Genomic DNA, 25195 nt, shown 5'->3' on the forward strand with positions numbered 1-25195 from the left:
TCGGGCCATGCCAAACTCGAACCATGTCAGGCAGGATCGTGATCGCCGGTGCCGGCGGGCAGCTGGGCGGCTATTTGACCTCGCTCGCAGCAAGTCAGGGCCGTGACGCGGTGGCGTTCACGTCGTCGCAGTGGGACATCACCGACCCCGCGGCCGCCGAGCGGATCGTGCGGCCCGGCGACGTCGTGATCAACTGCGGGGCCTACACCGACGTCGACGGCGCCGAGACCGACGAGGCCGGCGCGTTCGCCGTCAACGAGACCGGGCCCGGGCACATCGCCCGCGCCTGCGCGCAGGCCGGCGCCCAGCTGATCCACGTCTCCACCGACTACGTATTCAACGGCGACTTCGGCGGCGCGCCGCCCCGCCCGTACGAGCCCAGCGACCAGACCGCGCCGCAGGGCGTGTACGCGCGCAGCAAGGTCGCGGGGGAGCGGGCTGTGCTCGCCGCGTTGCCGGAGGCGGTCGTGGTCCGCACCGCCTGGGTCTACACCGGCGGCACCGGCAAGGACTTCGTCGCCGTCATGCGCCGGCTGGCCGCCGGGGACGGCCCGGTAAATGTGGTGGACGACCAGATCGGCTCCCCGACCTACGTCGGCGACCTGGCCGCCGCGCTGCTGCAGATCGTCGACGACGGCGTTCCCGGCCCGATCCTGCACGCCGCCAACGAGGGCGCGTGCTCGCGGTTCGAACAGGCCCGCGCCGTCTTCGAGGAGTGCGGCGCCGATCCGGAGCGGGTGCGCCCGGTCACCACCGACCACTTTCCGCGCCCGGCGCCCCGGCCCGCCTACTCCGCGCTGTCCAGCGGCCAGTCCGTGGCCGCGGGAATGCGGCCGCTGCGGCCTTGGCGCCCTGCGCTTGTCGCGGCGCTGGCCGCCTCTCACAACGCAGCTGGCGCTGTCGCGGCCGATCGACCGTTACCCTCTACGCGTGACTGACGTCCTGCCGGTCGTGACGGTGACCTACTCACCGGGCCCGCACCTGGAGCGCTTCCTGGCCTCGCTGTCGCTGGCCACCGAGCGAGAGGTGTGCGTGCTGCTGGCCGACAACGGCTCCACCGACGGCACCCCGGAGGCCGCCGTCGAGCGCTATCCCAACGTGCGGCTGTTCCACACCGGCGCCAACCTCGGCTACGGGACCGCGGTGAATCGCGCCGTCGCGCAACTGGATCGCGACGACGACTGGGTGATCGTCGCCAACCCCGACGTGCAGTGGGGCCCGGGCAGCATCGACGAACTCCTGGACGCCGCGTCACGCTGGCCGCGCGCCGGCGCGCTGGGCCCGCTGGTCCGCGATCCCGACGGATCGGTCTATCCGTCGGCGCGCCACCTGCCCAGCCTGATCCGCGGCGGCATGCACGCCGTCGTCGGGCCGTTCTGGAAGAGCAACCCGTGGTCGGCCGCGTACCGGCAGGAACGGCTGGAGCCCAGCGAGCGGCCGGTGGGCTGGCTGTCGGGCTCGTGCCTGCTGCTGCGCCGCTCGGCGTTCGGCCAGATCGGCGGCTTCGACGAGCGCTACTTCATGTACATGGAAGACGTCGACCTCGGCGACCGGCTCGGCAAGGCCGGCTGGCTGTCCGTCTACGTCCCATCGGCGGAGGTGCTGCACCACAAGGGCCACTCCACCGGAGGGGACCCGGCCAACCACCTGGCCGCCCACCACAAGAGCACGTATATGTTCCTGGCCGACCGGCACTCCGGTTGGCTGCGCGCTCCGCTGCGCTGGACCCTGCGGGCATCGCTGGCGGTGCGGTCCCGCCTGATGGTGCGCAGCGCGCTGCGCGCCACCGGACGGCGGAAACTGGTAGAAGGGCGACACTGAGGTGGCAGATCTTTCGCGGGGTCCGCAAGTCGATGTGGTGATCCTGGTCGGCGGCAAGGGCACCCGGCTGCGGCCGCTGACCCTGTCGGCGCCCAAGCCGATGCTGCCCACCGCGGGGCTGCCGTTCCTCACGCACCTGCTGTCGCGGGTCGCCGCGGCCGGCATCGAGCACGTCATCCTCAGCACGTCGTATCGGGCCGCGGTGTTCGAGGCGGAGTTCGGCGACGGCTCCAAGCTGGGCCTGCAGATCGAATACGTCACCGAGGAGCACCCGCTGGGCACCGGCGGCGGTATCGCCAACGTCGCCGGGCACCTGCGGCACGACACCGTGATGGTGTTCAACGGCGACGTGCTCTCCGGCGCCGACCTGGGCCAGATGCTCGACTTCCACTCCGCCCAGCAATCCGACGTCACCCTGCACCTGGTCCGGGTGGGCGATCCCCGGGCGTTCGGCTGCGTCACCACCGACGACACCGGCCGGGTCACCGCCTTCGTGGAGAAGACGCAGGACCCGCCGACCGACCAGATCAACGCCGGCACCTACGTCTTCTCCCGCCAGGTGCTCGACCGGATTCCGCGCGGCCGCGAGGTCTCGGTGGAGCGCGAGGTGTTCCCCGCGCTGCTCGCCGACCCCGGCGTGAAGGTGTGCGGCTACGTCGACGCCAGCTACTGGCGCGACATGGGCACACCCGAGGACTTCGTCCGCGGCTCGGCGGACCTGGTGCGCGGCATCGCGCCGTCGCCGGCGCTGCGCGGCCACCGCGGCGAGCAGCTGGTGCACGACGGCGCCGCGGTATCGCCGGGCGCGGTGCTGATCGGCGGCACGGTCGTCGGGCGGGGCGCCGAGATCGGCCCCGGCGTCCGGCTGGACGGCGCGGTGATCTTCGACGGCGTCAAGGTCGAGGCCGGCAGCGTGATCGAGCGCTCGATCATCGGCTTCGGGGCGCGCATCGGCCCGCGGGCGCTGATCCGCGACGGCGTGATCGGCGACGGCGCCGACATCGGGGCGCGCTGCGAGCTGCTGCGTGGCGCCCGGGTGTGGCCCGGCGTGTCGATTCCCGACGGCGGCATCCGGTATTCGAGCGACGTCTAGGCAGGCGATCTTTTCGCCCCGTTCGCCGAATGTGAAGCTAGCCGCACACCCGGCGTCGAACGTGAAGCCAGCCGCACACTCGGCGAGTGATTAGGGCTGAGTGGCCCGCGAGACCAGATGGGCCAGCGCGTGATCGGTCCCGTCCGGCAGCGCGTCGGCGGGCCACCACCGCAGGTCGTCGGACTCGTCGCTGATCGCGATCCGCGCGCCGGCCGGCGCGTGCGCCACGAACTGCAGATCCAGGTGGCGGGTCGGCACGCCCAGCGAGCAGGTCACGGGATGCACGTGCACCGCGGCCAGCCGCGGCTCGATGCGCAGGCCGTCGATCCCGGACTCCTCGGTGGCCTCGCGCAGCGCCGCGGCGAGGACGTCGGCGTCGTCCTCGTCGCAGTGGCCGCCCAGCTGCACCCAGCGACCCACGCGGGGATGCAGGGTCAGCAGCACCTGGCCGCCGGTGTGGTCGAGCACCAGCGCCGAGGCGGTGACGTGGCCGGGCACGCACTCGCGCAGGCACGCGTCGGCGCGGGCGTGCGCGAACGCCAGGACGGCGTGCCGCAACGAATCCTGGGCCGGGTCGGGGGCTCCCAGTCGGAGAGCACGGCGATCGCCGATTCCCGAACGCTCATCGTGATCTCCGCCGTTTCCGCCGATCTCGCAGCGACACCCACGCCGCGCGGCAGTCCGCCACCGCCTCGGCGGGCATGCCCAGGCCGTCGATCAGCACGCGGCGGTCGACCACGTCGAGCGCCTTCTCGATCTCGTTGGCCTTCAGCAACAAATCCACATCGCAGGCGAGCTCGGCATCGGCGTGCGCCGGCGGGGGAATGGGCAGCTGCTCGGCCTCGCGGGGCTCGAGCTCCAGGACGCCGCCGCCGTAGCTGCGGCCCATGATCTCGGTGAAGGCGAACGTCACGCTGTTGTGGAACGCCGCGGCCAGCGCGGCCGGCTCGACCCGGGCGGTCAGGCGCACCCGGTGCACGGTGTCGGTGCTCGTGGCCGCCGCGGCGTTCACGGTCAGCCGCGGCGCCCGGTGGATCTGGCGCAGCAGGAACAGGTCGGGCACCCAGAGCGACGGCGTGGTCCACCACGGCGTGCGGATCGAGCACTTGTAGCCGCGATGCACGCCGGCCGCCTCGCCGGCGCGGATGTGCGCTCTCAACTCCGGATCGGCCGGCTCACGCGGCGCGTTGAGCAGCCAGCCCCGCTGCCCGGCGGCGAGATCGGTTGCCCGGCAATCGGTGTCGTAGACCAACCCGGACAGCTGGGCGCTGCGCGCGACGAGCGGGACGCAGTGCGGCCGCAGCCCCAGCTCGCCGGCCTGGGCATCGGTGAAGGTGAAGAAGGCGTTGCGGCCGGTCACGATGCCGACGTCGACCTCGGCGACGGACCCGAGCCGGGTCAGCGCGCCCGAGCTCCTGAGCGCCCGCAGCAGCCGGATCGCGGCGGGGTCCAGGAAGTACTTGGTCCACTTCTCGTTCTCGTGCAGCAGCGCCGGCCCGAACGCAGTGTGCTCGACGCCCAGATCCGTCTGTGTGAGGGCGTCGGCGTCGGCGAGGTGGACCGTGCGGATGCGCGCCGGGCCGGCGCCGACGACACCACAGAACAACACGACCTCCTGCAGGATGCCGTCGAACACCAGCCGTTCGAAGGTCAGCAGGGTGATCTCGCGGAACCGGCTCAGCAGGAAGTCGCGCAGCTGGGCGGCGTAGCCGACCTGCAGCAGCTCGGCCGGCAGCACCAGCCCCACCCGGCCGCCGTCACGCGCGAGCACCGTGCTCGCCACGACGAACGGGACCCAGGCGTTGGTCAGCCGGGTGGGACGCAGACCCTCGCGCCGCATCAGGTCCAGCGCCGGATCGCGCTGCCGCGACGACCAGTTGCCGAACCGGATGTAGGGCGGGTTGCCGGCGACGCCGTCCCAGCCGCCGGCCTCGGCGGTGGCGAGCCAGGCGAACAGGCTCTCGGCGTCGACGGGCGCGAACCGGCGGGACTTCGCCGCCTCGTCGGCGATCAGCTCGACGCCCCGGGCCTGGTCGCTGAGGCTTGCCAGCTCGCGCAGGATGGCGCCGTCGCCGCAGGAGGGTTCGACGATCCTGGGTCCGGCCGCGCGGACCCAGGCGGCCAGGAAGCGGGCCACCGGCGCCGGCGTGTAGTAGCCGCCGCGGACCTTGTCGGCCGAGGCCGCCGCCTTGCCGGCGAACTTCATGGGCTCAGTATCTGGCACAAACTGCGGCTCACTTGCGGATCAGCAGATCACCGGGGTCTGCCGGATCACGGGGCCCGGCCGGTTCGGCGGCGTAGCCGATGGCGATGGCGCCCAGCGGCTCCCAGTCGGCGGGCAGTTCGAGCTCGGCGCGCACCAGGTCGGCGGCGAAGATCGTCGAGCCGATCCAGCAGCTGCCCAGCCCGCGCACCGCCAGCGCGACCAGCAGGGCCTGCACGGCCGCGCCGACCGCGACGGTGAACATGGTGTGCTCGGCGTCGGTGCGGGCGGCGTCGGGATAGGCGTGGGCGCCGTCGGGCACCAGGATCGGGATGACGACTTCGGGCGCGTCGTAGAGGATCTGGCCGCGCGCCACCCGGCGGTCGATGGAGTCGGCGGGCCGGCCGTCACCGGCGAGGTCGGCGCGCCACTGGTCCTTCATCCGGTCCAGCAGCCGGATCCGGGTGGCCGGGGTGCGCAGCCAGACGAACCGCACCGGGCGGGTGTGGTGCGGGGCCGGCGCGGTCAGCGCCTCGGCGACGGCGGCCTCCAGCAGCTCGGCCGGCACCGGCTCGGCGCTGAACCGGCGCACCGATCGGCGCAGCAGCTGCGCCTCGCGGCGGCCCAGCTCCAGGGCCTCGGCGGTGCCGAGCCAGAACAGGTCCTCGGTGCCCGGCCGCAGTAACCGCCGCGCCGTCGAGCCGTCGTCGGTCACCAGCCGTGCCGGCAGGCCGCGCACCACCGCCACCGGCATCGCGGTCAGTTTGCCCTTGACCAGGTCGGCGGCCGCGGCGATCTCGTCGGCGACCGCGACCTCGGTGACCAGCAGCTCGTTGCCATGCTGATCGACCGCCCCCGAATAGCCGTGCAGCACAGCCAGACCCGCCGCGCCCACGGCCGCGTCGGTCTGGCCGTTGCGCCAGGCGCGGCCCATCGTGTCGGTGATGACCACGGCGACCTCGACGCCGAGCCGCTCGCGCAGCCCGGCGCGCAGCGCCGCGGCGCTGCCGTCCGGGTCGACCGGCAGCAGCGCCAGCTCGTCGCGGCCGACGTTGGATCCGTCCACGCCCGCGGCGGCCTGCACCAGGCCGATCCGGTTCTCGGTGATCAGGGTCCGGCCCTTGCGGGCGAGCACCCGGACGGCTTCGTCGTCGACCAGCTTGCGCCGCAGTTCGTCGCGCTCCTCGGGATCCCGCGGCGCCGGCACCAGCCGGCCCTCGCACTTGGACACCGCCTTGCTGGTGACGACGACGACGTCACCGTCCCGCAGCCACGGCGCGGCCGCGGCGACGGCGGCACCCAGGTCGTCGCCGGGCCGGAATTCGGGCAGCCCGGCGACGGGCAGGATCTCGATGGCGGCGGCGCTGCCGTGCTCGCCGGGGGCAGAGGTCATCGGCGCCGCTCCTTCGCATCGCTTCGCTCTGCACCGTCGCCGGCGCGCGTCACGGCTTCACCCCCGCCAGGTCCAGCCCGGCCCGGACCATCTCGGCGGTCGCCGCCGGGTCGGTCATCACCAGCGGCACCGAGCGCACGCTGACGCCGTCGATGTCGGCGCTGTCGTCCTCGCTCACCAGCCAGCCGTCCAGGATGCCGGTGTCGCGGCGCGCGCCGTAGTGGCGGCCGACCGCCTCGGCGGTCGACTCGACCCCGATCACGGACAGGCAGGCATCGGCCATGCCGCGCAAGGGCTTTCCACCGATGATCGGCGAGTAGCCGACGATCGGTGCCCGCGCCGCGCGCAACGCGCCGCGAATGCCGGGCACGGCCAGGATGGCGCCGACGCTCACCACCGGGTTCGACGGCGCCAGCAGGATCACGTCGGCGTCCGCGATGGCCGCGGTGGCATCAGTTGTGGCGGCCGCCTTTTCGGCGCCGACGAAGGCGAAGCTGTGGGTGGGCACCTGGGCCCGGTAGCGGACCCACCACTCCTGGAAGTGGATGGCGCGCCGGCTGCCGTCGTCGGGATCGGTTATCACCACGTGGGTCTCGCACCGGTCGTCGCTGGCGGGCAGCAGCCGCGCGCCGGGCTGCCAGCGGTCGCACAGCGCGGTGGTGATCTGTGACAGGGGGTAGCCGGCGTTGAGCATCTGGGTGCGCACCAGGTGGGTGCCGATATCGCGGTCGCCGAGTCCGAACCAGTCCGGCTGCACGCCGTAGCGCGCCAATTCCTCTTTGGCGTGCCAGGTTTCGTCGCGGTGCCCCCACCCTCGCTCCGGATCTACACCTCCACCTAAGGTGTACATGCAGGTGTCCAAATCGGGGCAGACTCGCAGTCCGTGGATCCAGGCGTCATCGCCAATGTTGACGATCGCCGTGAGCTCGTGACTGCCGGCGTCGCTGTCCGGGCGCCGTTGCGATTGAAATTGACCGAGCCCGAACAGCTGTTGAACCCCCAGCAGGAAGCGGGCGCCGCCAACCCCACCGACCAGAACGGTGACCTTCACTTGAGCCTCACAACGCACGACAGTACTGCCCGGCCGCGGTGCTGTGACGGGCCCGTTGGGGGTGCCTCAAAGTTGCGGTTCCCCAGCGGTTGTGGGCAACGTGTGGGAAAGTTGAGGGCTGTGTGATCGACACGCCGAAGGCCCAAAACAACAGAAACGCCGAAATTCGATCACGAGATGGTATGGAAATGCGCCGAAGTGCTTGACCCGGCAGATCAACCCGTGTCTAATCACAACAGTGTCATTTCCCGGTTGGCCGGCCGACTCCGGTGTCGCAGACCGAGATTCGATCACTTGTTCGAATTGTCTGTACATCAGAACAGTGGGAAACCAATCACACTCTCTCAATCAAGCTGAGGAGGCGGACGACCGTATGTCTTACGAAACTTTTCGAGGCGCCATGGCGAGCACGCCGCACACCGACATCGACCCGGCTCTGGACCGCCCCGCTCGGCCCCATTTGACCGTGGTTCCTGATGCGCCAACCGCTTTCGAGCCCGAGCCCTTGCCCGAGCCGGCCGCCGACCAGTGGCAGGACCGGGCGCTGTGCGCCCAGACCGACCCCGAGGCCTTCTTCCCGGAAAAGGGTGGTTCCACCCGCGAGGCGAAGAAGATCTGCCTGGGTTGCGAGGTGCGTCATGAGTGCCTCGAGTACGCCCTCGAGCACGACGAGCGCTTCGGTATCTGGGGCGGTTTGTCCGAACGGGAGCGCCGCCGCCTCAAGCGCGGCATAATCTGACGCACGCTGATCGCAACGCGCGCTGAGCGTTAAGCCTCCAGCTCTCAGCCCGCAGCGAGAAGCTAGTCGTCGTCGATCGTCGGATCGATGACCGACGGCTCAACGTCCAGATAGATCGCGACCTGGGCCACCAGGATTTCGTGCAGCAGGTCGCCGAGCTCGACGGTGTCTTTCGCCCGTCGCTCAATTGGCTTGCGGAACAACACAATTCGTGCCCGCGTGGCGTTGCCGCGGATGTCGACGCCGGCCGGGATCAACCGCGCCAGCGGGATCGGCCCGTCGGCGATCACCTCGGGCGGCCACTGCACACTCTCGGGATCCTTGGCCGAGATGCGCGGAATCTCGTCGACCGCCACGTCCAGTTCGGCCAGCCGGTCCTGCCAGCTCCGCTCGATGGGTTCGTAGGCCTCCAGCACCGCCATGTCGAAGCGCTCGGCGCGGCTGCGCCAGCCCGGGACGGTCGGGGGCAACAGCGGGCCGCGCATATCGCGGCCCCGGCGGAAGGGTCGATGGCCGGCGGTTTGCCGCGGGGCCGAACCGTCGGAAAACCGATCTCTCCGCGGGGAGCTGCGCGAATCACCCACGCGCCGATGGTAACGGTTGCACATCGAGGGCCCGGGAGTTGCGCGTGTCCGGCGCTTCGGCGGCGTTTGCGCACGATAGCCTTTCGATCGTGAACGTTCCCCGTCGCTGTTGCCGGCCCGGGTGCCCGCACTACGCCGTGGCGACCCTGACGTTCGTCTATTCGGACTCGACGGCAGTCGTCGGTCCGTTGGCGACCGCGCGGGAACCGCATTCCTGGGATTTGTGCGTCAACCACGCCGGCCGGATCACCGCGCCCCGCGGATGGGAGCTGGTGCGCCACGCCGGGCCCCTCCTTTCCGAGCCCGCCCACCCCGACGAGGACGACCTGGTCGCCCTGGCCGACGCGGTGCGCGAGGGCGACGACCGCGCCGCGCCGTACGCGGCCACGCCGGTGAACGGCTTCGCCGACGCGCACATCCACCACGGCGGGTCCCAGGCCACCGCGCCCAGCAGCAGCCTGCTGGCACCGCCCGAGCATCGCTCCGGACGGCGCCGCGGCCACCTGCGCGTGTTGCCCGATCCCAGCGACTAGCCCCGATGGCGACGACCCGCCATGGACCGCGGTCCTGACCGGCGGGACGCGAAATCCGCACGCACCGCCGGGGCTCCAGCGCTTCGTGGCCCGATAGGCTGACGGCCAAGAGTTCACGTCGTCAGGAGTCCCGCATGTCTCGGCCCGCCGCGACTGTCCACCGTGTCGTCAAGGCGTACGACGTGCGTGGGCTAGTCGGCGAAGAGCTCGACCAGCCGCTGGTCACCGATCTCGGCGCAGCCTTCGCCAAACTGATGCGCGGCGAGGGTGCCCGTCAGGTCGTGATCGGCCACGACATGCGGGACAGTTCGCCCACGCTGGCCGCCGCGTTCGCGGCGGGGGTGACCGGTCAGGGACTGGACGTGGTGCGCATCGGCCTGGCGTCCACCGATCAGCTCTACTTCGCCTCCGGGCTGCTGGACTGCCCCGGCGCCATGTTCACCGCGAGCCACAACCCGGCGGCCTACAACGGCATCAAGCTGTGCCGGGCGGGGGCCAAACCGGTGGGCGCCGAGACCGGCCTTCGCGTCGTCGCCGATGAGGTGATCGCCGGCGTCGAGGGTTACCACGGCGAATCGGGCACCGTGAGCGACCGCGACGTGCTGGCCGACTACGGGCAGTTCCTGCGGTCGCTGGTGAACACCTCCGGGCTGCGCCCGTTGCGGGTGGCCGTCGACGCCGGCAACGGCATGGCCGGCCTGACCACGCCCGCCGTGCTCGGCCCGATCGGCTCGATCACGTTGGAGCCGTTGTACTTCGAGCTGGACGGGTCGTTTCCCAATCACGAGGCCAACCCGCTCGACCCCGCCAACCTGGTGGACCTGCAGGCCTTCGTGCGCGAGACCGGCGCCGACATCGGGCTGGCCTTCGACGGCGACGCCGACCGCTGCTTCGTGGTCGACGAGCGCGGCAACCCCGTGTCGCCGTCGACGGTGACCAGCCTGGTGGCCGCCCGCGAGCTGGGCCGCGAGATCGGCGCGACGATCATCCACAACGTGATCACCTCGCGCGCGGTGCCCGAGCTGGTCGCCGAGCGCGGCGGCACGCCGCTGCGGTCGCGGGTGGGGCATTCCTATATCAAAGCGCTGATGGCAGACACCGGCGCGATCTTCGGCGGCGAGCATTCGGCGCACTATTACTTCCGCGACTTCTGGGGCGCCGACTCCGGCATGCTGGCGGCGCTCTACGTGCTGGCCGCCCTCGGCGAGCAGGACCGCCCGCTGTCGGAGCTGACCGCGGACTACCAGCGCTACGAATCGTCCGGCGAGATCAACTTCACGGTGTCCGACGCCGCCCAATGCGCCGAGGCGGTGCTGAAGTCGTTCGGCACCCGGATCCACTCCCTCGACCACGTCGACGGGGTGACGGCCGACCTGGGCGACGGCAGCTGGTTCAACCTGCGCAGCTCCAACACCGAGCCGTTGCTGCGGCTGAACGTGGAGGCCCGCACGGCCGAGGACGTGGCCGCGGTGGTGGCCCAGATCAGTGCCGAAATCGCCGCGACGACCCCGGCCGTGAAGGCCGCGCCGTGAACGCCACCCGGGCGATCGATCTCGAGGACACCGAGGGCCTGCTGGCCGCCGATCGCGACGGCCTGCTGCGGGCCGCGTCCTCGGCCGGCGCCCAGGTTCGTGCGGTCGCCGCCGCGGTCGACGAGGGCGCACTGGACCTGCTGCGCGCCGACGACCGTCCGCGCAGCGTCATCTGGGTCGCCGGCCGCGGCACCGCCGAGACCGCCGGGACGATCCTGGCCGCCACGCTGGGCGGGACGGCCTCGCAGCCTTTCACTCTCGCCAACGAGGCGCCGCCGTGGGCGGGCCCGCTCGATGTGCTGATCGTCGCGGGGGGCGAACCGGGTGATCCCGCGCTGGTCGCCGCGGCCGCGACCGGGTTGCGCCGGGGCGCCCGGGTGGTGGTGGCGGCGCCGTATGAGGGCCCGCTGCGAGACGCCACCGCCGGGCGCGCCGCGGTGCTGGCGCCCCGGCTGTCGGTTTCCGACGAGTTCGGCCTGTGCCGGTACCTGGCCGCCGGGCTGGCCGTGCTGCACGCCGTCGACCCCCGACCGAAGGTCGACCTGGCGGTGCTCGCCGACGAGCTGGATGCCGAGGCGCTGCGCAACAGCGCCACCCGCGAACTGTTCACCAACCCGGCCAAGCTGCTGGCCGCGCGTATCGCCGAGCGCCAGGTGGCGCTGGCCGGCGACGGCGCCGCGACGCTCGCGTTGGCCCGGCACGGCAGCTCGGTGCTGTTGCGCGTCGCCAACCAGGTGACCCCGGCCGCCGGGCTGGCGGACGCATTGGTCGCCCTGCGCGCCGCGGCGTCGGACGGCTATCAGGATCCCGACGCCGCCCTCTTTCACGACGAAGAGATCGACGGACCGCTGCCGGAGCGGTTGCGGGTGCTGACCGTGGTCCTGGCGGCCGAGCAGGCGGGTGTCGCCGCCCGGACCGCCGGGCTGGACAACGTGTACCTGCTCGCTGCCGAGGACGTGCCCGACGGGCCCGGCGGCTCGGCCGGCTACGGCGTTTCGCCGGCGCTGGGGGGTCCCGGTAGCCCCGAGCAGCAACTGGCAGTATTGGCCGTCCGGCTGGAAATGGCCGCGGTTTATATGCGACTGGTGCGGGGATAGATACAACAGTGGAACTGCTTCGCGGGGCCTTGAGAACGTACGCCTGGGGTTCGCGTACCGCCATCGCCGAGTTCACCGAGCGACCGGTGCCGGCGGCGCATCCGGAGGCCGAGCTCTGGTTCGGGGCGCACCCCGGCGACCCGGCGTGGCTGGAGACGGGCAACGGCGAAATCACCTTGCTCGAGGCTCTGGGCGACGACCCGGAGGGACAACTCGGGCAGGCGTCGCGGGCTCGCTTCGGTGACGTGCTGCCGTTCCTGGTGAAGGTGCTGGCCGCCGACGAGCCGCTGTCCCTGCAGGCGCACCCGAGCGCCGCGCAGGCGGCCGAGGGGTACCTGCGCGAGGAGCGGGTGGGCATCCCGCTGAACTCGCCGGTGCGCAACTACCGCGACATGTCGCACAAGCCCGAGCTGCTGGTCGCGCTGCACCCGTTCGAGGCGCTGGCCGGGTTTCGTCAGGCGTCGCGCACCGTCGAGCTCTTGCGCGCCCTGGCCGTCTCCGACCTGGACCCCTACATCGACCTGCTGAACGACCAGTCCGACGCCGACGGTCTGCGCGCCCTGTTCACCACCTGGATCACCGCGCCGCAGCCCGACATCGACGTGCTGGTGACCGCCGTGCTGGACGGCGCCATCGCCTACGTCAGTTCGGGTGCAACCGAATTCGCCGCCGAGGCCAAGACGGTGCTTGAGCTCGGCGAGCGCTATCCCGGCGACGCGGGCGTGCTGGCGGCCCTGCTGCTGAACCGCGTCAGCCTGGCGCCCGGCGAGGCCATCTTCGTCTCCGCCGGCAACCTGCACACCTACCTGCGGGGTTTCGCGGTGGAGGTGATGGCCAACTCCGACAACGTGTTACGCGGCGGCCTCACCCCCAAGCACGTCGACGTGCCCGAACTGCTGCGGGTGCTGGACTTCGCGCCCACCACCGAGGAGCAGCTGCGCCCGCCGATCCGCCGCGAGGGCTTCGGGCTGATCTATGAGACGCCGACCGACGAGTTCGCCGTCGCGCTGCTGGAGCTCGACGACGAGTACGTCGGCCACGAGGTGGACGCGACGTGCAGCCACGACGGGCCGCAGATCCTGTTGTGCAGCCAGGGTTGCACGACGGTGCACGGCAAGTCCGGCTCGCTGACGCTGAAGCGGGGGATGGCCGCCTGGGTGGCGGCCGACGACGCCCCGATCCGGCTGGAGGCGCACGAGCCCACGAAGCTGTTCAGGGCAACGGTTGGGTTGTGAGCTGGCGCCGCTTGCCGGCTTCGCGCCGCTCGCTCACCCATAGCCGCAGGTTGTGCGCCATGGCACGGCCGATGATCCGCGGCGGCGGAATCATATAGAGGCTGTCGAGTAGCGAGAAGCGACGCAGGAACCATTCCGCCAGAACGGGTTCGGTCTCCGCGGCGCCCAGGAATTGATCGAACAGCGCGCCCGACGGCCGCCACCACCAGGGGATCGGCCCCTTGGTGCCGGCGTGGTGGAACGTGACATCGCCGATCGCGTTCATCATCCAGACCGGGAAGGTGCTCTTGGCGGTGGCCCGGTTCAGCTCCGCGGCGACCCGATCGTCGGGCAACCGCAGCGCGCGGCGCAGATGCCCGGCCTGCAGCGAGGTCATCGTCATGCCCTGCCCGAAGGTGGGATTGAAGCTGGCCACCGCGTCGCCGAAGGCGATGATGCCGGCCGGCAGGCGCTCCAGCTTGTCGTAGCGCCGCCACTTGCTGGCCGGGAAGGCGTGGAACGCCGGGTCGCCCAGCGGCTCGGCCCGCGTCAGCGCGCCGTGGAAGTGGGCCGGCAGCAGCTGGCGGGCCAGCTCCAGCATCTCCGGGAAGGTTCCCGGCGGTTTGGCGTTTGCCACGCCGAACGTGGTCAGCACCCAGGTGCCGTCCTCGTAGCAGAGCATGCCCAGCCCCAGCGACTGGTCGTGCGAGGCGCCGGCGACCACCACCTTCTCCGCGATCAGCCCGTCGGGGATGGCGAACTGCTGGGTGGCGTAATGGATGCCGATGTCCACCACCTGTTCGACCGGGCGCTCGAACCCCCACTCCGTCAGCCACGCCGGTAGCCGGGTGCCCCGGCCGGCGGCGTCGACGACGAGGTCCGCGGCGATGAACTCCGGGTCGCCGCCGTCGGGGGGATCCAGCAGCACGCCGGTCACCCGTTGCCGCGCGCGGTCGAACCGCGGCTCGGCCACCGAGCGGCGCGCCACGGTGACGTTGTCGAGGTCGCGAACCCGTTTGCGCAGCTGCCATTCCAGATGCGGGCGGCTGGGCACGTAGGCGGTGAACTCGTCCCGCAGGGTCTGCCCGGTGCCCAGCACGTGGCCGGCGGCTCCCAGGTGGATGCAGTCGGGCCGATTCTGGAGTTTGATCACGCCGGCGGCCACCATGTCGTCCAGCAGGCCGGGGAAGAGGTCCTCGAATTCGATGGCCCCGCGGGCCATCAGCATGTGCAGGTGCCGGTCCTGGGGGACCGTCGCCCGGTTCGCCGGCTCGGCCGGCAACTCGTCGCGCTCGTACACCGTCACCCGCGAATACGAATCCGAAAGCACCCGCGCCGCGCAAAGGCCGGCGATGCTCCCCCCGATGACCACGGCATGGTCCCTGGCCGTTGCTGTGCTGTCCGGCATTTGCGGAGAGTACCCAGTACTGTGACGGACCAATGGCGCGTTGGAAAGGGCGAATGCATGGCCAATCGATGGCGGACCAAGTCGATCGAGCAATCAATCGCCGATACCGACGAGCCGGACACCAAGCTGCGCAAGGACCTGACCTGGCGGGACCTGGTCGTGTTCGGCGTCGCGGTGGTGATCGGCGCCGGTATCTTCACGGTCACCGCGTCGACGACCGGCGACATCACCGGCCCGGCGATCTGGGTGTCGTTCGTGATCGCGGCGGGCACCTGCGCGCTGGCCGCGCTGTGCTACGCCGAGTTCGCCTCGATGCTGCCGGTGGCCGGTAGCGCGTACACGTTCTCCTACGCCACCTTCGGCGAGTTCCTGGCCTGGATCATCGGCTGGAACCTGCTGCTGGAACTGGCGATCGGCGCGGCCGTGGTGGCCAAGGGCTGGTCGAGTTATCTGGGCACGGTGTTCGGATTCGCCGGCGGCACCGCCAAATTCGGCTCGGCCCAGGTGGACTGGGGGGCGCTGGTGATCGTCGGCGGGGTCGCGACCCTGATCGCGCTGGGTACCAAGCTGTCGTCCAGGTTCTCCGCGGTGGTCACCGCGATCAAGGTGTCGGTCGTGCTCTTCGTGGTGGTGGTCGGCGTCTTCTACATCAAGCGCGCCAATTACTCGCCGTTCATCCCCAAGGCCGAGGCCGGTCGCGAGGCCAAGGGCATCGACCAGTCCGTCCTGTCCTTGCTGACCGGGGCGCACAGCAGCCACTACGGCTGGTACGGCGTGCTGGCGGGGGCGTCCATCGTGTTCTTCGCGTTCATCGGGTTCGACATCGTGGCCACCATGGCCGAGGAGACCAAGAATCCGCAGCGCGACGTGCCGCGGGGAATCCTGGCGTCGCTGGGCATCGTCACCCTGCTCTACGTCGCCGTCGCGATCGTGCTGTCCGGCATGGTGTCCTACACCCAGCTCAAGACGGTCCCCGGGCGCGGGCAGGCGAACCTGGCCACCGCCTTCACCGCGAACGGCATCCATTGGGCGAGCAAGATCATCTCCATCGGCGCGCTGGCGGGACTGACCACGGTGGTGATGGTGCTGATGCTCGGCCAGTGCCGGGTCCTGTTCGCGATGGCGCGCGACGGACTGTTGCCGCGGTCGCTGGCCAAGACGGGCTCGCATGGGACCCCGGTGCGGATCACGGTGCTGGTCGCCCTTGTGGTGGCCGTGACGGCATCGGTGTTCCCCATCACCAAGCTCGAGGAGATGGTGAACGTCGGAACCCTGTTCGCGTTCGTCCTGGTCTCGGCCGGCGTGATCGTGCTGCGCCGGACGCGGCCGGATCTGGAGCGGGGCTTCAAGGCGCCCTGGGTGCCGCTGCTGCCGATCGCCTCGATCGCCGCGTGTCTGTGGCTGATGCTCAACCTGACCGCGCTCACCTGGGTCCGGTTCGGGGTGTGGCTGGTGGTCGGCACCGCGATCTACGCGGGCTACGGCTACTGGCACTCGGTGCAGGGCCAGCGGGGGGAGGGGGAGACCGAGCGCGACGACGCCCTCCAGGCCGACCCGCACAGCCCGGTGCCCTAGAGGAGAACTTTACAAACAAACTTCTTTTGTCTAGACAGGAGACGCAAACCTCGGTATTGTCCAACCTCAACGTGGCGTGACTCACAAGGAGGTTTGGCATATGACCACATTCGAACAGCAACTGGGCTCGGAATCCGAGCCGCTCGCCTGGCGGGACAAGAAGCGCCGCCTGTGGCTGATGGGGCTGATCGCCCCGACGGCGTTGTTCGCGGTGGTGCCGCTGATCTGGGGCCTGAACCGGCTGGGCTGGCACGCCGCCGCGCAGGTGCCGCTGTGGATCGGGCCGATCCTGCTCTGGGTCCTGCTGCCGATCCTCGACCTGCGTTTCGGGCCCGACGAGCAGAACCCGCCCGACGAGGTGATGGAGCGGCTGGAGAACGACAAGTACTACCGCTACTGCACCTACGTCTACGTGCCGTTCCAATACCTCAGCGTCGTCTTCGGCGCCTACCTGTTCACCGCCTCGAACCTGGGCTGGCTGGGCTTTCCCAGCGGTCCAGGCGGCCCGCTCGGCTGGGCGGGCAAGCTGGGGCTGGCGCTGTCGGTCGGCGTGCTGGGCGGCGTCGGCATCAACACCGCCCACGAGATGGGCCACAAGAAGGACTCGCTGGAGCGCTGGCTGTCCAAGATCACGCTGGCGCAGACCTGCTACGGCCACTTCTACATCGAGCACAACCGCGGCCACCACGTGCGGGTCGCCACCCCGGAGGACCCGGCGTCGGCGCGCTTCGGCGAGACCTTCTGGGAGTTCTTGCCGCGCAGCGTGTTGGGCAGCCTGCGCTCGTCGCTGCGGCTGGAAGCGCAACGCATTCGCCGGCAGGGCGCCAGCCCGTGGCACCCCAAGACCTACGCGACCAACGACGTGCTGAACGCCTGGCTGATGTCGGTGGTGCTGTGGGGGGCGCTGATCGCGATCTTCGGCCCCGGACTGATTCCGTTCGTGATCATCCAGGCGGTCTTCGGCTTCAGCCTGCTGGAATCGGTCAACTACCTGGAGCACTACGGCCTGCTGCGGCAGAAGAATTCCAACGGCCGCTACGAGCGCTGCAGCCCGGTGCACAGCTGGAACTCCGACCACGTGGTGACCAACCTGTTCCTCTACCACCTGCAGCGGCACAGCGACCACCACGCCAACCCGACCCGTCGCTACCAGACGCTGCGCAGCATGGACGGCGCGCCCAACCTGCCCAGCGGCTACGCGTCGATGATCTCGCTCACCTACTTCCCGCCGCTGTGGCGCAAGGTGATGGATCACCGGGTGCTGGCGCACTACGACGGCGACATCACCCGGGTCAACGTGCAACCCAGGCTGCGCGAGAAGTTGCTGGCGCGCCACGGGGCCCCGCAGGCCGGTGCGGCATGAGCGCGTATCGCTGCCCTGGCTGCGACTACACCTACGACGAAACGAAAGGCGCACCGCGGGAAGGGTTTCCCGCGGGCACGCCGTTCGCCGACATCCCCGAGGACTGGTGCTGCCCCGATTGCGCGGTGCTCGAGAAGGCCGATTTCACCCAGATCCGAGAAGGAGTGAACCGATGAGCGACGACTACAGGGTCTTCATCTGCGTGCAGTGCGGATTCGAGTACGACGAGGCCAAGGGCTGGCCGGAAGACGGCATCGCCCCCGGCACCCGGTGGGACGACATCCCCGAGGACTGGAGCTGCCCGGACTGCGGCGCGGCCAAGACCGACTTCGAGATGGTCGAGGTGGCAAGGCCCTGAGCGCGGCGAAAACCGATATTGTCGCGCCTGTGAAGCGGATGCCCTACGCCGAGGCGTCGCGTGCCCTGCTGCGTGACTCGGTGCTGGATGCGATGCGGGATCTGCTGCTGACCCGCGACTGGTCGGCGATCACCCTGTCCGACGTCGCCCGCTCGGCCGGCATCAGCCGGCAGACGATCTACAACGAGTTCGGCTCCCGGCAGGGCCTGGCGCAGGGGTATGGCCTGCGCCTGGCCGACCGGCTGGTCGACGCCGTCAACGCCGCGCTGGAAGCCAACGTCGGCAACATCTTCGAGGCGTTCCTGCGGGGCTTCCGCGACCTGTTCACCGAGCTGTCGGCCGACCCGCTGGTGATCTCGCTGCTCACCGGCGTGGCCAAGCCGGACCTGCTGCAGCTCATCACCACCGACAGCGCCCCCATCATCAACCGCGCCTCCGAGCGGCTGACCGCGGCGCTGACCCACAGCTGGGTGGCCACCAGCGACGAGGACGCCGGGGTGCTGGCGCGGGCCATCGTGCGGCTGGCGCTGAGCTACGTCTCGATGCCGCCGGAAGCGGACCACGATGTGGCGGCCGATCTGGCCCGCCTGATGACGCCGTTCGCGGAGCATCACGGCGTCATCAACATTCCCTGAGCCGCGAGGCGCGGCCACCCGCGACTACAGTGGCGCAAGAACATACCTAAGCTAATTACCGCTTGGATCCGAGCGAGCCGAAAAAGGAAGAACACACCTATGACGACGACCGAAAACGCACTGACCCCCGACGTCCGAAACGGCATCGATTTCAAGGTCGCCGATCTGTCGTTGGCGGACTACGGTCGCCGGGACATCGAGCTCTCGGAGCAGGAGATGCCGGGTCTGATGTCGCTGCGCCGCGAGTACCACGACGTGCAGCCGCTCAAGGGCGCGCGCATCTCGGGTTCGCTGCACATGACCGTGCAGACCGCGGTGCTGATCGAGACCCTCGTCGCGCTGGGCGCCGAGGTCCGCTGGGCGTCCTGCAACATCTTCTCCACCCAGGACCACGCCGCCGCCGCGGTCGTCGTCGGCCCGCACGGCACCCCGGAGGAGCCCAAGGGCGTGCCGGTGTACGCGTGGAAGGGCGAGACGCTCGAGGAGTACTGGTGGGCGGCCGAGCAGGTGCTGACGTGGCCCGGCGAGCCGGCCAACATGATCCTGGACGACGGCGGCGACGCCACCATGCTGGTGCTGCGCGGCGCGCAGTACGAGAAGGCCGGCGTGGTGCCGCCGGACGAGGAAGACGACTCGACCGAGCACCGGGTGTTCCTCAACCTGCTTCGCAAGCGGTTCGAGACCGACAAGGACAAGTGGACCAAGATCGCCGCGTCGATCAAGGGCGTCTCCGAGGAGACCACCACCGGCGTGCTGCGGCTCTACCAGTTCGCCGCCGCCGGCGACCTGGCCTTCCCGGCGATCAACGTCAATGACTCGGTCACCAAGAGCAAGTTCGACAACAAGTACGGCTGCCGGCACTCGCTGATCGACGGCATCAACCGCGGCACCGACGTGCTGATCGGCGGCAAGAAGGTGCTGATCTGCGGCTACGGCGACGTCGGTAAGGGTTCGGCCGAGTCGGTGGCCGGGCAGGGCGCGCGGGTGACCGTCACCGAGATCGACCCGATCAACGCCCTGCAGGCGCTGATGGAGGGCTTCGACGTCAAGCGGGTGGAGGACGTGATCGGCGAGGCCGACATCGTCATCACCACCACCGGCAACAAGGACATCATCACCCTCGAGCACATGAAGGCGATGAAGGACAAGGCGATCCTGGGCAACATCGGCCACTTCGACAACGAGATCCAGGTGGCCCGGCTGGAGCGCTCCGGCGCCACCAAGGTCAACATCCGCCCGCAGGTCGACCTGTGGACCTTCCCGGACACCGGCAAATCGATCATCCTGCTGTCCGAGGGCCGGCTGCTGAACCTGGGTAACGCCACCGGCCACCCGTCGTTCGTGATGAGCAACAGCTTCTCCAACCAGGTCATCGCGCAGATCGAGCTGTGGACCAAGAACGACGAGTACGACAACGAGGTCTACCGGCTGCCCAAGCACCTGGACGAGAAGGTGGCGCGCATTCACGTGGAGGCGCTGGGCGGCGTGCTGACCAAGCTCACCAAGGAGCAGGCCGAGTACATCGGCGTGGACGTCGACGGCCCCTACAAGGCCGACCACTACCGCTACTGAGCCGACCGGCCGCCGAGTGTCGCGCCGGAGCGGCGCTCGGCGGCGATAGGCTCGCGCCGTGCTGATCGCGATCGAGGGCATCGACGGCGCCGGCAAGCGGACGCTGACCGACAAGCTCCGCAACCTTTTTCAGGCGGACGGCAGGTCGGTGGCCATGCTGGCCTTCCCGCGGTACGGGCGGTCGGTGACCGCCGACATCGCGGCCGAGGCCCTGCACGGCGAGCACGGCGACCTCGCGTCGTCGGTCTACGCGATGGCGACGCTGTTCGCGCTGGACCGCGCCGGGGCGGTCGGCGAGATCGAGGCGCTACGCCGTGAGCACGACGTGGTGATCATGGATCGCTACGTCGCCTCCAACGCGGCCTACACCGCCGCGCGTCTGCACCAGGACGCGTCCGGGCCGGCCGTGGAATGGATCCACGCGCTGGAGTACCGGCGGCTCGGGCTGCCCGCGCCCGACTGGCAGGTGCTGCTCGCGGTGCCGGCCGAGCTGGCCGGGCGGCGCGCCCGCAGCCGGGCCGAGGCCGATCCGGGCCGCGCGCGCGACAGCTACGAACGCGACGACGGGCTGCAGCAACGCACCGCCGCGGTCTACGCCGAACTGGCCGCCGCGGGCTGGGGCGGCCCCTGGCTGAGCGTCGACGCGGACGTCGATCCGGGGCGGCTGGCCGCCGCGTTGACCGGCGCCGGGGGCGCCGCGGCGGCGCGCGAGTGACGCGCCCGGGCCGGCCGAATCGGCGAAATTAACGGAATTTGCATCCAAAATTGGCCATCGGGCCAAGAAACGCCCGTGTGGCGCCCCAATTTTGTCCCGATCTGGTGACACCATGGACTCCATGAGGCAAAGGATTCTCGTCGTCGATGACGACGCTTCGCTCGCCGAGATGTTGACCATCGTGTTGCGGGGTGAGGGTTTCGACACTGCGGTCATCGGTGACGGTACCCAGGCCCTGACTGCGGTGCGCGAACTGCGCCCCGATCTGGTGCTGCTGGACCTGATGCTGCCCGGCATGAACGGCATCGACGTGTGCCGGGTGTTGCGCGCCGACTCCGGCGTGCCGATCGTGATGCTGACCGCCAAGACCGACACCGTCGACGTGGTCCTGGGCCTCGAGTCGGGTGCCGACGACTACATCATGAAGCCGTTCAAGCCGAAGGAGCTGGTGGCCCGCGTGCGGGCGCGGCTGCGGCGCAACGACGACGAGCCCGCCGAGATGCTGTCGATCGCCGACGTCGAGATCGACGTGCCGGCGCACAAGGTCACGCGCAACGGCGAGCAGATCTCCCTGACACCGCTGGAGTTCGACCTGCTGGTGGCGTTGGCGCGTAAACCGCGGCAGGTGTTTACTCGTGATGTGCTGCTCGAACAGGTGTGGGGCTATCGTCACCCGGCGGATACCCGCCTGGTGAACGTGCACGTCCAGCGTCTGCGCGCCAAGGTTGAGAAAGACCCTGAAAACCCGACCGTAGTGTTGACCGTTCGAGGAGTGGGTTACAAGGCCGGACCTCCGTGACCGGCGGCGACGTTGTAGAGCGTCGCGTTAGGGAGGAGCGCCGGCAGTGATCTGGGGCTCCCGGCGACGCACTCGAAGCCGCTGGGGACGTTCCGGCCCCATGACTCGTGGCATGGGCGCGTTGAGTCGCGCCGTGGCCATTGCCTGGCGGCGCTCGCTGCAGCTGCGGGTGGTGGCGCTGACCCTGGGACTTTCCCTGGCGGTCATCCTGGCGCTCGGCTTCGTGCTGACCAGTCAGGTCACCAATCGCGTGCTCGACGTCAAGGTCAAGGCCGCCATCGAACAGATCGAGCGGGCACGCACCACCGTGGGCGGGATCGTCAACGGCGAAGAGGCGCGCTCGTTGGACAGCAGCCTGCAGCTGGCCCGCAACACGCTGACCTCCAAGACCGACCCGGCCTCGGGCGCGGGGATGGCCGGCGCCTTCGACGCGGTGCTGATGGTGCCGGGCGACGGCCCGCGCGCCGCGACCACCGCCGGGCCCGTCGACCAGGTGCCCAGTTCGCTGCGCGGCTTCGTCAAAGCGGGGCAGGCGTCCTACCAGTACGCCACCGTGCACACCGACGGGTTCTCCGGACCGGCGCTGATCGTCGGGTCGCCGGCGTCGTCTCAGGTGGCCAACCTGGAGCTGTACCTGATCTTCCCGCTGAAGAACGAGCAGGCCACCATCCAGCTGGTGCGCGGCACCATGATCACCGGCGGCGCGGTGCTGCTGGTGTTGCTGGCCGGGATCGCGCTGCTGGTGTCGCGGCAGGTGGTGGTGCCGGTGCGATCGGCGTCGCGCATCGCAGAACGGTTCGCCGAGGGGCATCTGTCCGAACGCATGCCGGTGCGCGGCGAGGACGACATGGCGCGGCTGGCCATGTCGTTCAACGACATGGCCGAGAGCCTGTCGCGCCAGATCACCCAGCTGGAAGAGTTCGGTAATCTGCAGCGCCGCTTCACTTCTGACGTGAGCCACGAACTGCGCACCCCGCTGACCACGGTGCGGATGGCCGCCGACCTGATCTATGACCACAGCGCGGACCTGGACCCGACGCTGGCGCGCTCCACCGAGCTGATGGTCAACGAGCTGGACCGGTTCGAGTCGTTGCTCAACGACCTGCTCGAAATCTCCCGCCACGACGCCGGTGTCGCCGAGCTGTCCGTCGAAGCGGTCGACCTGCGCACCACCGTGCAGAGCGCGCTGGGCAACGTGGGGCACCTGGCCGAAGACGCCGGCATCGAGCTGAAGGTGGACCTGCCGAGCGAAGAGGTGATCGCCGAGGTCGACACCCGCCGGGTGGAGCGCATCCTGCGCAACCTGATCGCCAACGCCATCGACCACGCCGAGCACAAGCCGGTGAAGATCCGGATGGCCGCCGACGAGGACACGGTCGCCGTCACCGTCCGCGACTACGGCGTCGGGCTGCGACCGGGCGAGGAGAAGCTGGTGTTCAGCCGGTTCTGGCGGGCCGACCCGTCGCGGGTTCGCCGCTCCGGCGGCACCGGGCTGGGCCTGGCCATCAGCATCGAGGACGCGCGCCTGCACCAGGGCCGGCTGGAGGCGTGGGGCGAACCGGGCGACGGCTCGTGCTTCCGGCTGACCCTGCCGCTGGTGCGCGGGCACAAGGTGACCACCAGCCCGCTGCCCATGAAGCCGATCCCGCAACCCGCCCCCGGCGGCCCGCAGCACGCGAAAGACCGTCCGCGGCAACGAGAGCACGCCGAGAGAAGCCTGTGATGCGCCGACTCGTGGGACTGCTGATGCTGGCTGCGCTGCTCGCGGGCTGCGCGGGCGTGCCCAGCTCGTCGGCGCCGCAGGCCATCGGCACCGTCGAGCGGCCGGCGCCCTCGAACCTGCCCAAGCCCACCCCGGGCATGGACCCCGACGTGCTGCTGCGCGAATTCCTCAAGGCCACAGCCGATCCCGCGAACCGGCACCTGGCCGCCCGCCAGTTCCTCACCCAGTCGGCGTCCAACGCCTGGGACGACGCCGGTAGCGCGCTGCTGATCGACCACGTGGTGTTCGTCGAAACCCGCGCGGCCGAACGTGTTTCGGCGACGATGCGGGCCGACATCCTGGGTTCGCTGTCCGACATGGGCGTGTTCGAGACCGCCGAGGGTGTGCTGCCCGACCCCGGGCCGATCGAATTGGTCAAGACATCCGGCGGCTGGCGCATCGACCGGCTGCCCAACGGCGTCTTCCTGGACTGGCAGCAGTTCCAGTCCACCTACAAGCGCAACACGCTCTACTTCGCCGACCCGACCGGCAAGACGGTGGTTCCCGATCCCCGCTACGTCGCGGTGCCCGACCACGATCAGCTGGCCACCGAGCTGATCTCCAAGCTGATCGGCGGGCCGCGGCCCGAGATGGCACACACGGTCCGCAATCTGCTCGCCCCGCCGCTGCGGCTGCGCGGGCCGGTGACCCGGGCCGACGGCGGCAAGAGCGGCATCGGGCGCGGCTACGGCGGGGCGCGCGTCGACCTGGAGAAGCTGTCCACCACCGATCCGCACAGCCGGCAATTGCTTGCGGCGCAAATTATTTGGACCCTGGCCCGGGCGGACATCCGGGGCCCCTACGTGATCAGCGCCGACGGCGCGCCGCTGGACGACCGGTTCCGCGACGGGTGGACCACCTCCGACGTCGCGGCCACCGATCCCGGCGCGGCCGACGGCGCGGGCGCGGGGCTGCACGCCCTGGTGAACGGCTCGCTGGTGTCGCTGGACGGCCAGCACACCGTCACGGTGCCCGGCGCGTTCGGGCGGGTGGGCGACCAGACCGGCGCCGCGCTGTCGCGCACCGGCCGGCAGGTGGCGTCGGTGGTGACGCTGCACCGCGGCGCCCCGGACATGGCGGCGTCCCTATGGATCGGTGACCTCGGCCAGGAAGCCGTGCAGGCCGCCGACGGGCACAACCTGTCGCGGCCCACCTGGTCGCTGGACGACGTGGTCTGGGTGGTGGTCGACGGCAACAACGTGTTGCGGGCCATCCAGGAGCCGGCCTCGGGGCAACCCGCGCGCCTTCCGGTGGATTCGGTGGCGGTGGCCACCCGGTTCCCGGGGCCGATCACCGACCTGCAGCTGTCCCGCGACAGCACCCGCGCCGCGATGGTGATCGGCGGCCAGGTGATTCTGGCCAGCGTGGAGCAGACCCAGGCCGGCCAGTACGCGTTGACCTTCCCGCGCCGGCTGGGTTTCGGGTTGGGCAATTCGGTGGTGTCGCTGTCGTGGCGCACCGGTGATGACCTCGTGGTGACCCGCACCGACGCCAGCCATCCGGTGTCCTACGTGAACATCGACGGGGTGAACTCCGACGCGCCGCCGCACGGCCTGCAGATGCCGGTGACGACGGTGGTCGCCAACCCGTCGACGGCCTACGTCGCGGGTCCGCAAGGGGTGCTGCAGTATTCGCCGTCGGCCGACGGTCAGCAGGGCTGGTCCGAGGTGCCGGGGCTGACGGTGCCCGGGGCGGCCCCGGTGCTGCCGGGCTAGTGGCGATCGCCAGCGTGGCGTGGCCACGATGAT

General features: G+C 70.4%; 23 protein-coding genes and 1 pseudogene. 18 read left to right on the plus strand and 6 right to left on the minus strand.

What is annotated here, in order from left to right:
• Positions 1-23 precede the first annotated feature (23 nt).
• The 3 genes from rfbD to manB are packed head-to-tail and all read left to right on the plus strand — an operon-like array spanning position 24 to position 2914.
• Positions 24-938: a dTDP-4-dehydrorhamnose reductase gene (rfbD, locus tag B9D87_RS24610; protein ID WP_040630939.1), complete on the plus strand. Its 915-nt coding sequence runs from the start codon at positions 24-26 to the stop codon at positions 936-938.
• Complete coding sequence (locus B9D87_RS24615) at positions 931-1821, plus strand: glycosyltransferase family 2 protein (RefSeq protein ID WP_007773182.1); 891 nt, start codon at positions 931-933, stop codon at positions 1819-1821. The genes rfbD and B9D87_RS24615 overlap by 8 nt, the downstream gene beginning before the upstream one ends.
• A gap of 1 nt (position 1822) precedes the next feature.
• Positions 1823-2914: a mannose-1-phosphate guanylyltransferase gene (gene manB / locus B9D87_RS24620; protein WP_007773180.1), complete on the plus strand. Its 1092-nt coding sequence runs from the start codon at positions 1823-1825 to the stop codon at positions 2912-2914.
• Between the two features lie 90 nt (positions 2915-3004).
• Here the strand turns inward: manB and B9D87_RS24625 are convergent.
• The 4 genes and pseudogenes from B9D87_RS24625 to cofD form a co-directional block, all read right to left on the minus strand.
• Positions 3005-3540 (minus strand): annotated as a pseudogene (locus B9D87_RS24625) (NUDIX hydrolase).
• Positions 3537-5120, minus strand: coding sequence for an Eco57I restriction-modification methylase domain-containing protein (locus B9D87_RS24630; protein WP_007773176.1), 1584 nt, complete (start codon positions 5118-5120; stop codon positions 3537-3539). The pseudogene B9D87_RS24625 and the gene B9D87_RS24630 overlap by 4 nt, the downstream one beginning before the upstream one ends.
• Before the next feature lie 28 nt (positions 5121-5148).
• Entirely contained in the window at positions 5149-6510 is a 1362-nt protein-coding gene (locus tag B9D87_RS24635) for a coenzyme F420-0:L-glutamate ligase (RefSeq protein ID WP_007773174.1), read from the minus strand.
• 49 nt (positions 6511-6559) lie between these two features.
• Entirely contained in the window at positions 6560-7561 is a 1002-nt protein-coding gene (gene cofD / locus B9D87_RS24640) for a 2-phospho-L-lactate transferase (protein ID WP_007773172.1), read from the minus strand.
• A gap of 400 nt (positions 7562-7961) precedes the next feature.
• On the opposite strand from cofD, the gene B9D87_RS24650 reads away from it, so the two are divergent.
• Positions 7962-8300, plus strand: a complete 339-nt coding sequence (locus B9D87_RS24650) for a WhiB family transcriptional regulator (protein WP_040630938.1) — start codon at positions 7962-7964, stop codon at positions 8298-8300.
• A gap of 62 nt (positions 8301-8362) precedes the next feature.
• Here B9D87_RS24650 and B9D87_RS24655 read toward each other — a convergent pair whose 3' ends face one another.
• Complete coding sequence (locus tag B9D87_RS24655) at positions 8363-8785, minus strand: metallopeptidase family protein (RefSeq protein WP_007773161.1); 423 nt, start codon at positions 8783-8785, stop codon at positions 8363-8365.
• Between the two features lie 188 nt (positions 8786-8973).
• On the opposite strand from B9D87_RS24655, the gene B9D87_RS24660 reads away from it, so the two are divergent.
• The 4 genes from B9D87_RS24660 (at position 8974) to manA (ending at position 13281) form a co-directional block, all read left to right on the plus strand.
• Positions 8974-9417: a DUF3499 domain-containing protein gene (locus tag B9D87_RS24660; RefSeq protein ID WP_193787397.1), complete on the plus strand. Its 444-nt coding sequence runs from the start codon at positions 8974-8976 to the stop codon at positions 9415-9417.
• Between the two features lie 134 nt (positions 9418-9551).
• Positions 9552-10949 (plus strand): phosphomannomutase/phosphoglucomutase, encoded by a 1398-nt coding sequence (locus B9D87_RS24665; protein ID WP_007773155.1) that lies wholly within the window; start codon positions 9552-9554, stop codon positions 10947-10949.
• The gene (locus B9D87_RS24670; RefSeq protein ID WP_007773154.1) at positions 10946-12046 is read left to right on the plus strand and encodes a hypothetical protein; all 1101 of its coding nucleotides are present in this window, start codon (positions 10946-10948) and stop codon (positions 12044-12046) included. The genes B9D87_RS24665 and B9D87_RS24670 overlap by 4 nt, the downstream gene beginning before the upstream one ends.
• An 8-nt stretch (positions 12047-12054) precedes the next feature.
• On the plus strand, positions 12055-13281 hold the full coding sequence (gene manA / locus B9D87_RS24675) for a mannose-6-phosphate isomerase, class I (RefSeq protein ID WP_007773153.1): 1227 nt from the start codon (positions 12055-12057) through the stop codon (positions 13279-13281).
• On the opposite strand, the gene B9D87_RS24680 is transcribed toward manA, so the two are convergent.
• The gene (locus tag B9D87_RS24680) at positions 13259-14632 is read right to left on the minus strand and encodes an FAD-dependent oxidoreductase (RefSeq protein ID WP_007773152.1); all 1374 of its coding nucleotides are present in this window, start codon (positions 14630-14632) and stop codon (positions 13259-13261) included. The genes manA and B9D87_RS24680 overlap by 23 nt on opposite strands.
• A 93-nt stretch (positions 14633-14725) precedes the next feature.
• Between B9D87_RS24680 and B9D87_RS24685 the strand changes: the two genes are divergently transcribed.
• The 10 genes from B9D87_RS24685 to lpqB all read left to right on the plus strand — a co-directional run bounded on the left by B9D87_RS24685 (position 14726) and on the right by lpqB (position 25162).
• Positions 14726-16243, plus strand: a complete 1518-nt coding sequence (locus B9D87_RS24685) for an amino acid permease (protein ID WP_007773150.1) — start codon at positions 14726-14728, stop codon at positions 16241-16243.
• 100 nt (positions 16244-16343) lie between these two features.
• Positions 16344-17606: an alkane 1-monooxygenase gene (locus tag B9D87_RS24690; protein WP_007773148.1), complete on the plus strand. Its 1263-nt coding sequence runs from the start codon at positions 16344-16346 to the stop codon at positions 17604-17606.
• Complete coding sequence (locus tag B9D87_RS24695; RefSeq protein WP_007773146.1) at positions 17603-17782, plus strand: rubredoxin; 180 nt, start codon at positions 17603-17605, stop codon at positions 17780-17782. Before B9D87_RS24690 ends, B9D87_RS24695 begins: the two co-directional genes overlap by 4 nt.
• Positions 17779-17964, plus strand: a complete 186-nt coding sequence (locus B9D87_RS24700; RefSeq protein ID WP_007773144.1) for a rubredoxin — start codon at positions 17779-17781, stop codon at positions 17962-17964. Before B9D87_RS24695 ends, B9D87_RS24700 begins: the two co-directional genes overlap by 4 nt.
• Before the next feature lie 38 nt (positions 17965-18002).
• Positions 18003-18599, plus strand: coding sequence for a TetR family transcriptional regulator AlkX (gene alkX, locus B9D87_RS24705; RefSeq protein ID WP_080598597.1), 597 nt, complete (start codon positions 18003-18005; stop codon positions 18597-18599).
• A 99-nt stretch (positions 18600-18698) separates the two neighbouring features.
• Positions 18699-20171 (plus strand): adenosylhomocysteinase, encoded by a 1473-nt coding sequence (gene ahcY, locus B9D87_RS24710; protein WP_007773136.1) that lies wholly within the window; start codon positions 18699-18701, stop codon positions 20169-20171.
• Positions 20172-20229: 58 nt separating this feature from the next.
• Positions 20230-20886 (plus strand): dTMP kinase, encoded by a 657-nt coding sequence (locus tag B9D87_RS24715; RefSeq protein ID WP_007773133.1) that lies wholly within the window; start codon positions 20230-20232, stop codon positions 20884-20886.
• A gap of 112 nt (positions 20887-20998) precedes the next feature.
• Positions 20999-21685 carry a two-component system response regulator MtrA gene (gene mtrA, locus B9D87_RS24720; protein ID WP_007168097.1) on the plus strand — a complete coding sequence of 229 codons (687 nt, stop codon included), beginning with the start codon at positions 20999-21001 and terminating at the stop codon, positions 21683-21685.
• Positions 21686-21731: 46 nt separating this feature from the next.
• Entirely contained in the window at positions 21732-23408 is a 1677-nt protein-coding gene (gene mtrB, locus B9D87_RS24725) for an MtrAB system histidine kinase MtrB (RefSeq protein WP_007773128.1), read from the plus strand.
• A complete protein-coding gene (gene lpqB / locus B9D87_RS24730; RefSeq protein ID WP_085977837.1) occupies positions 23408-25162 on the plus strand; it encodes an MtrAB system accessory lipoprotein LpqB in 1755 nt (584 codons plus the stop codon). Before mtrB ends, lpqB begins: the two co-directional genes overlap by 1 nt.
• The last annotated feature ends 33 nt before the right edge of the window (positions 25163-25195 follow it).

Origin of the sequence: Mycobacterium colombiense CECT 3035 (assembly GCF_002105755.1) — a bacterium.
Classification (GTDB): Bacteria; Actinomycetota; Actinomycetes; order Mycobacteriales; family Mycobacteriaceae; genus Mycobacterium; species Mycobacterium colombiense.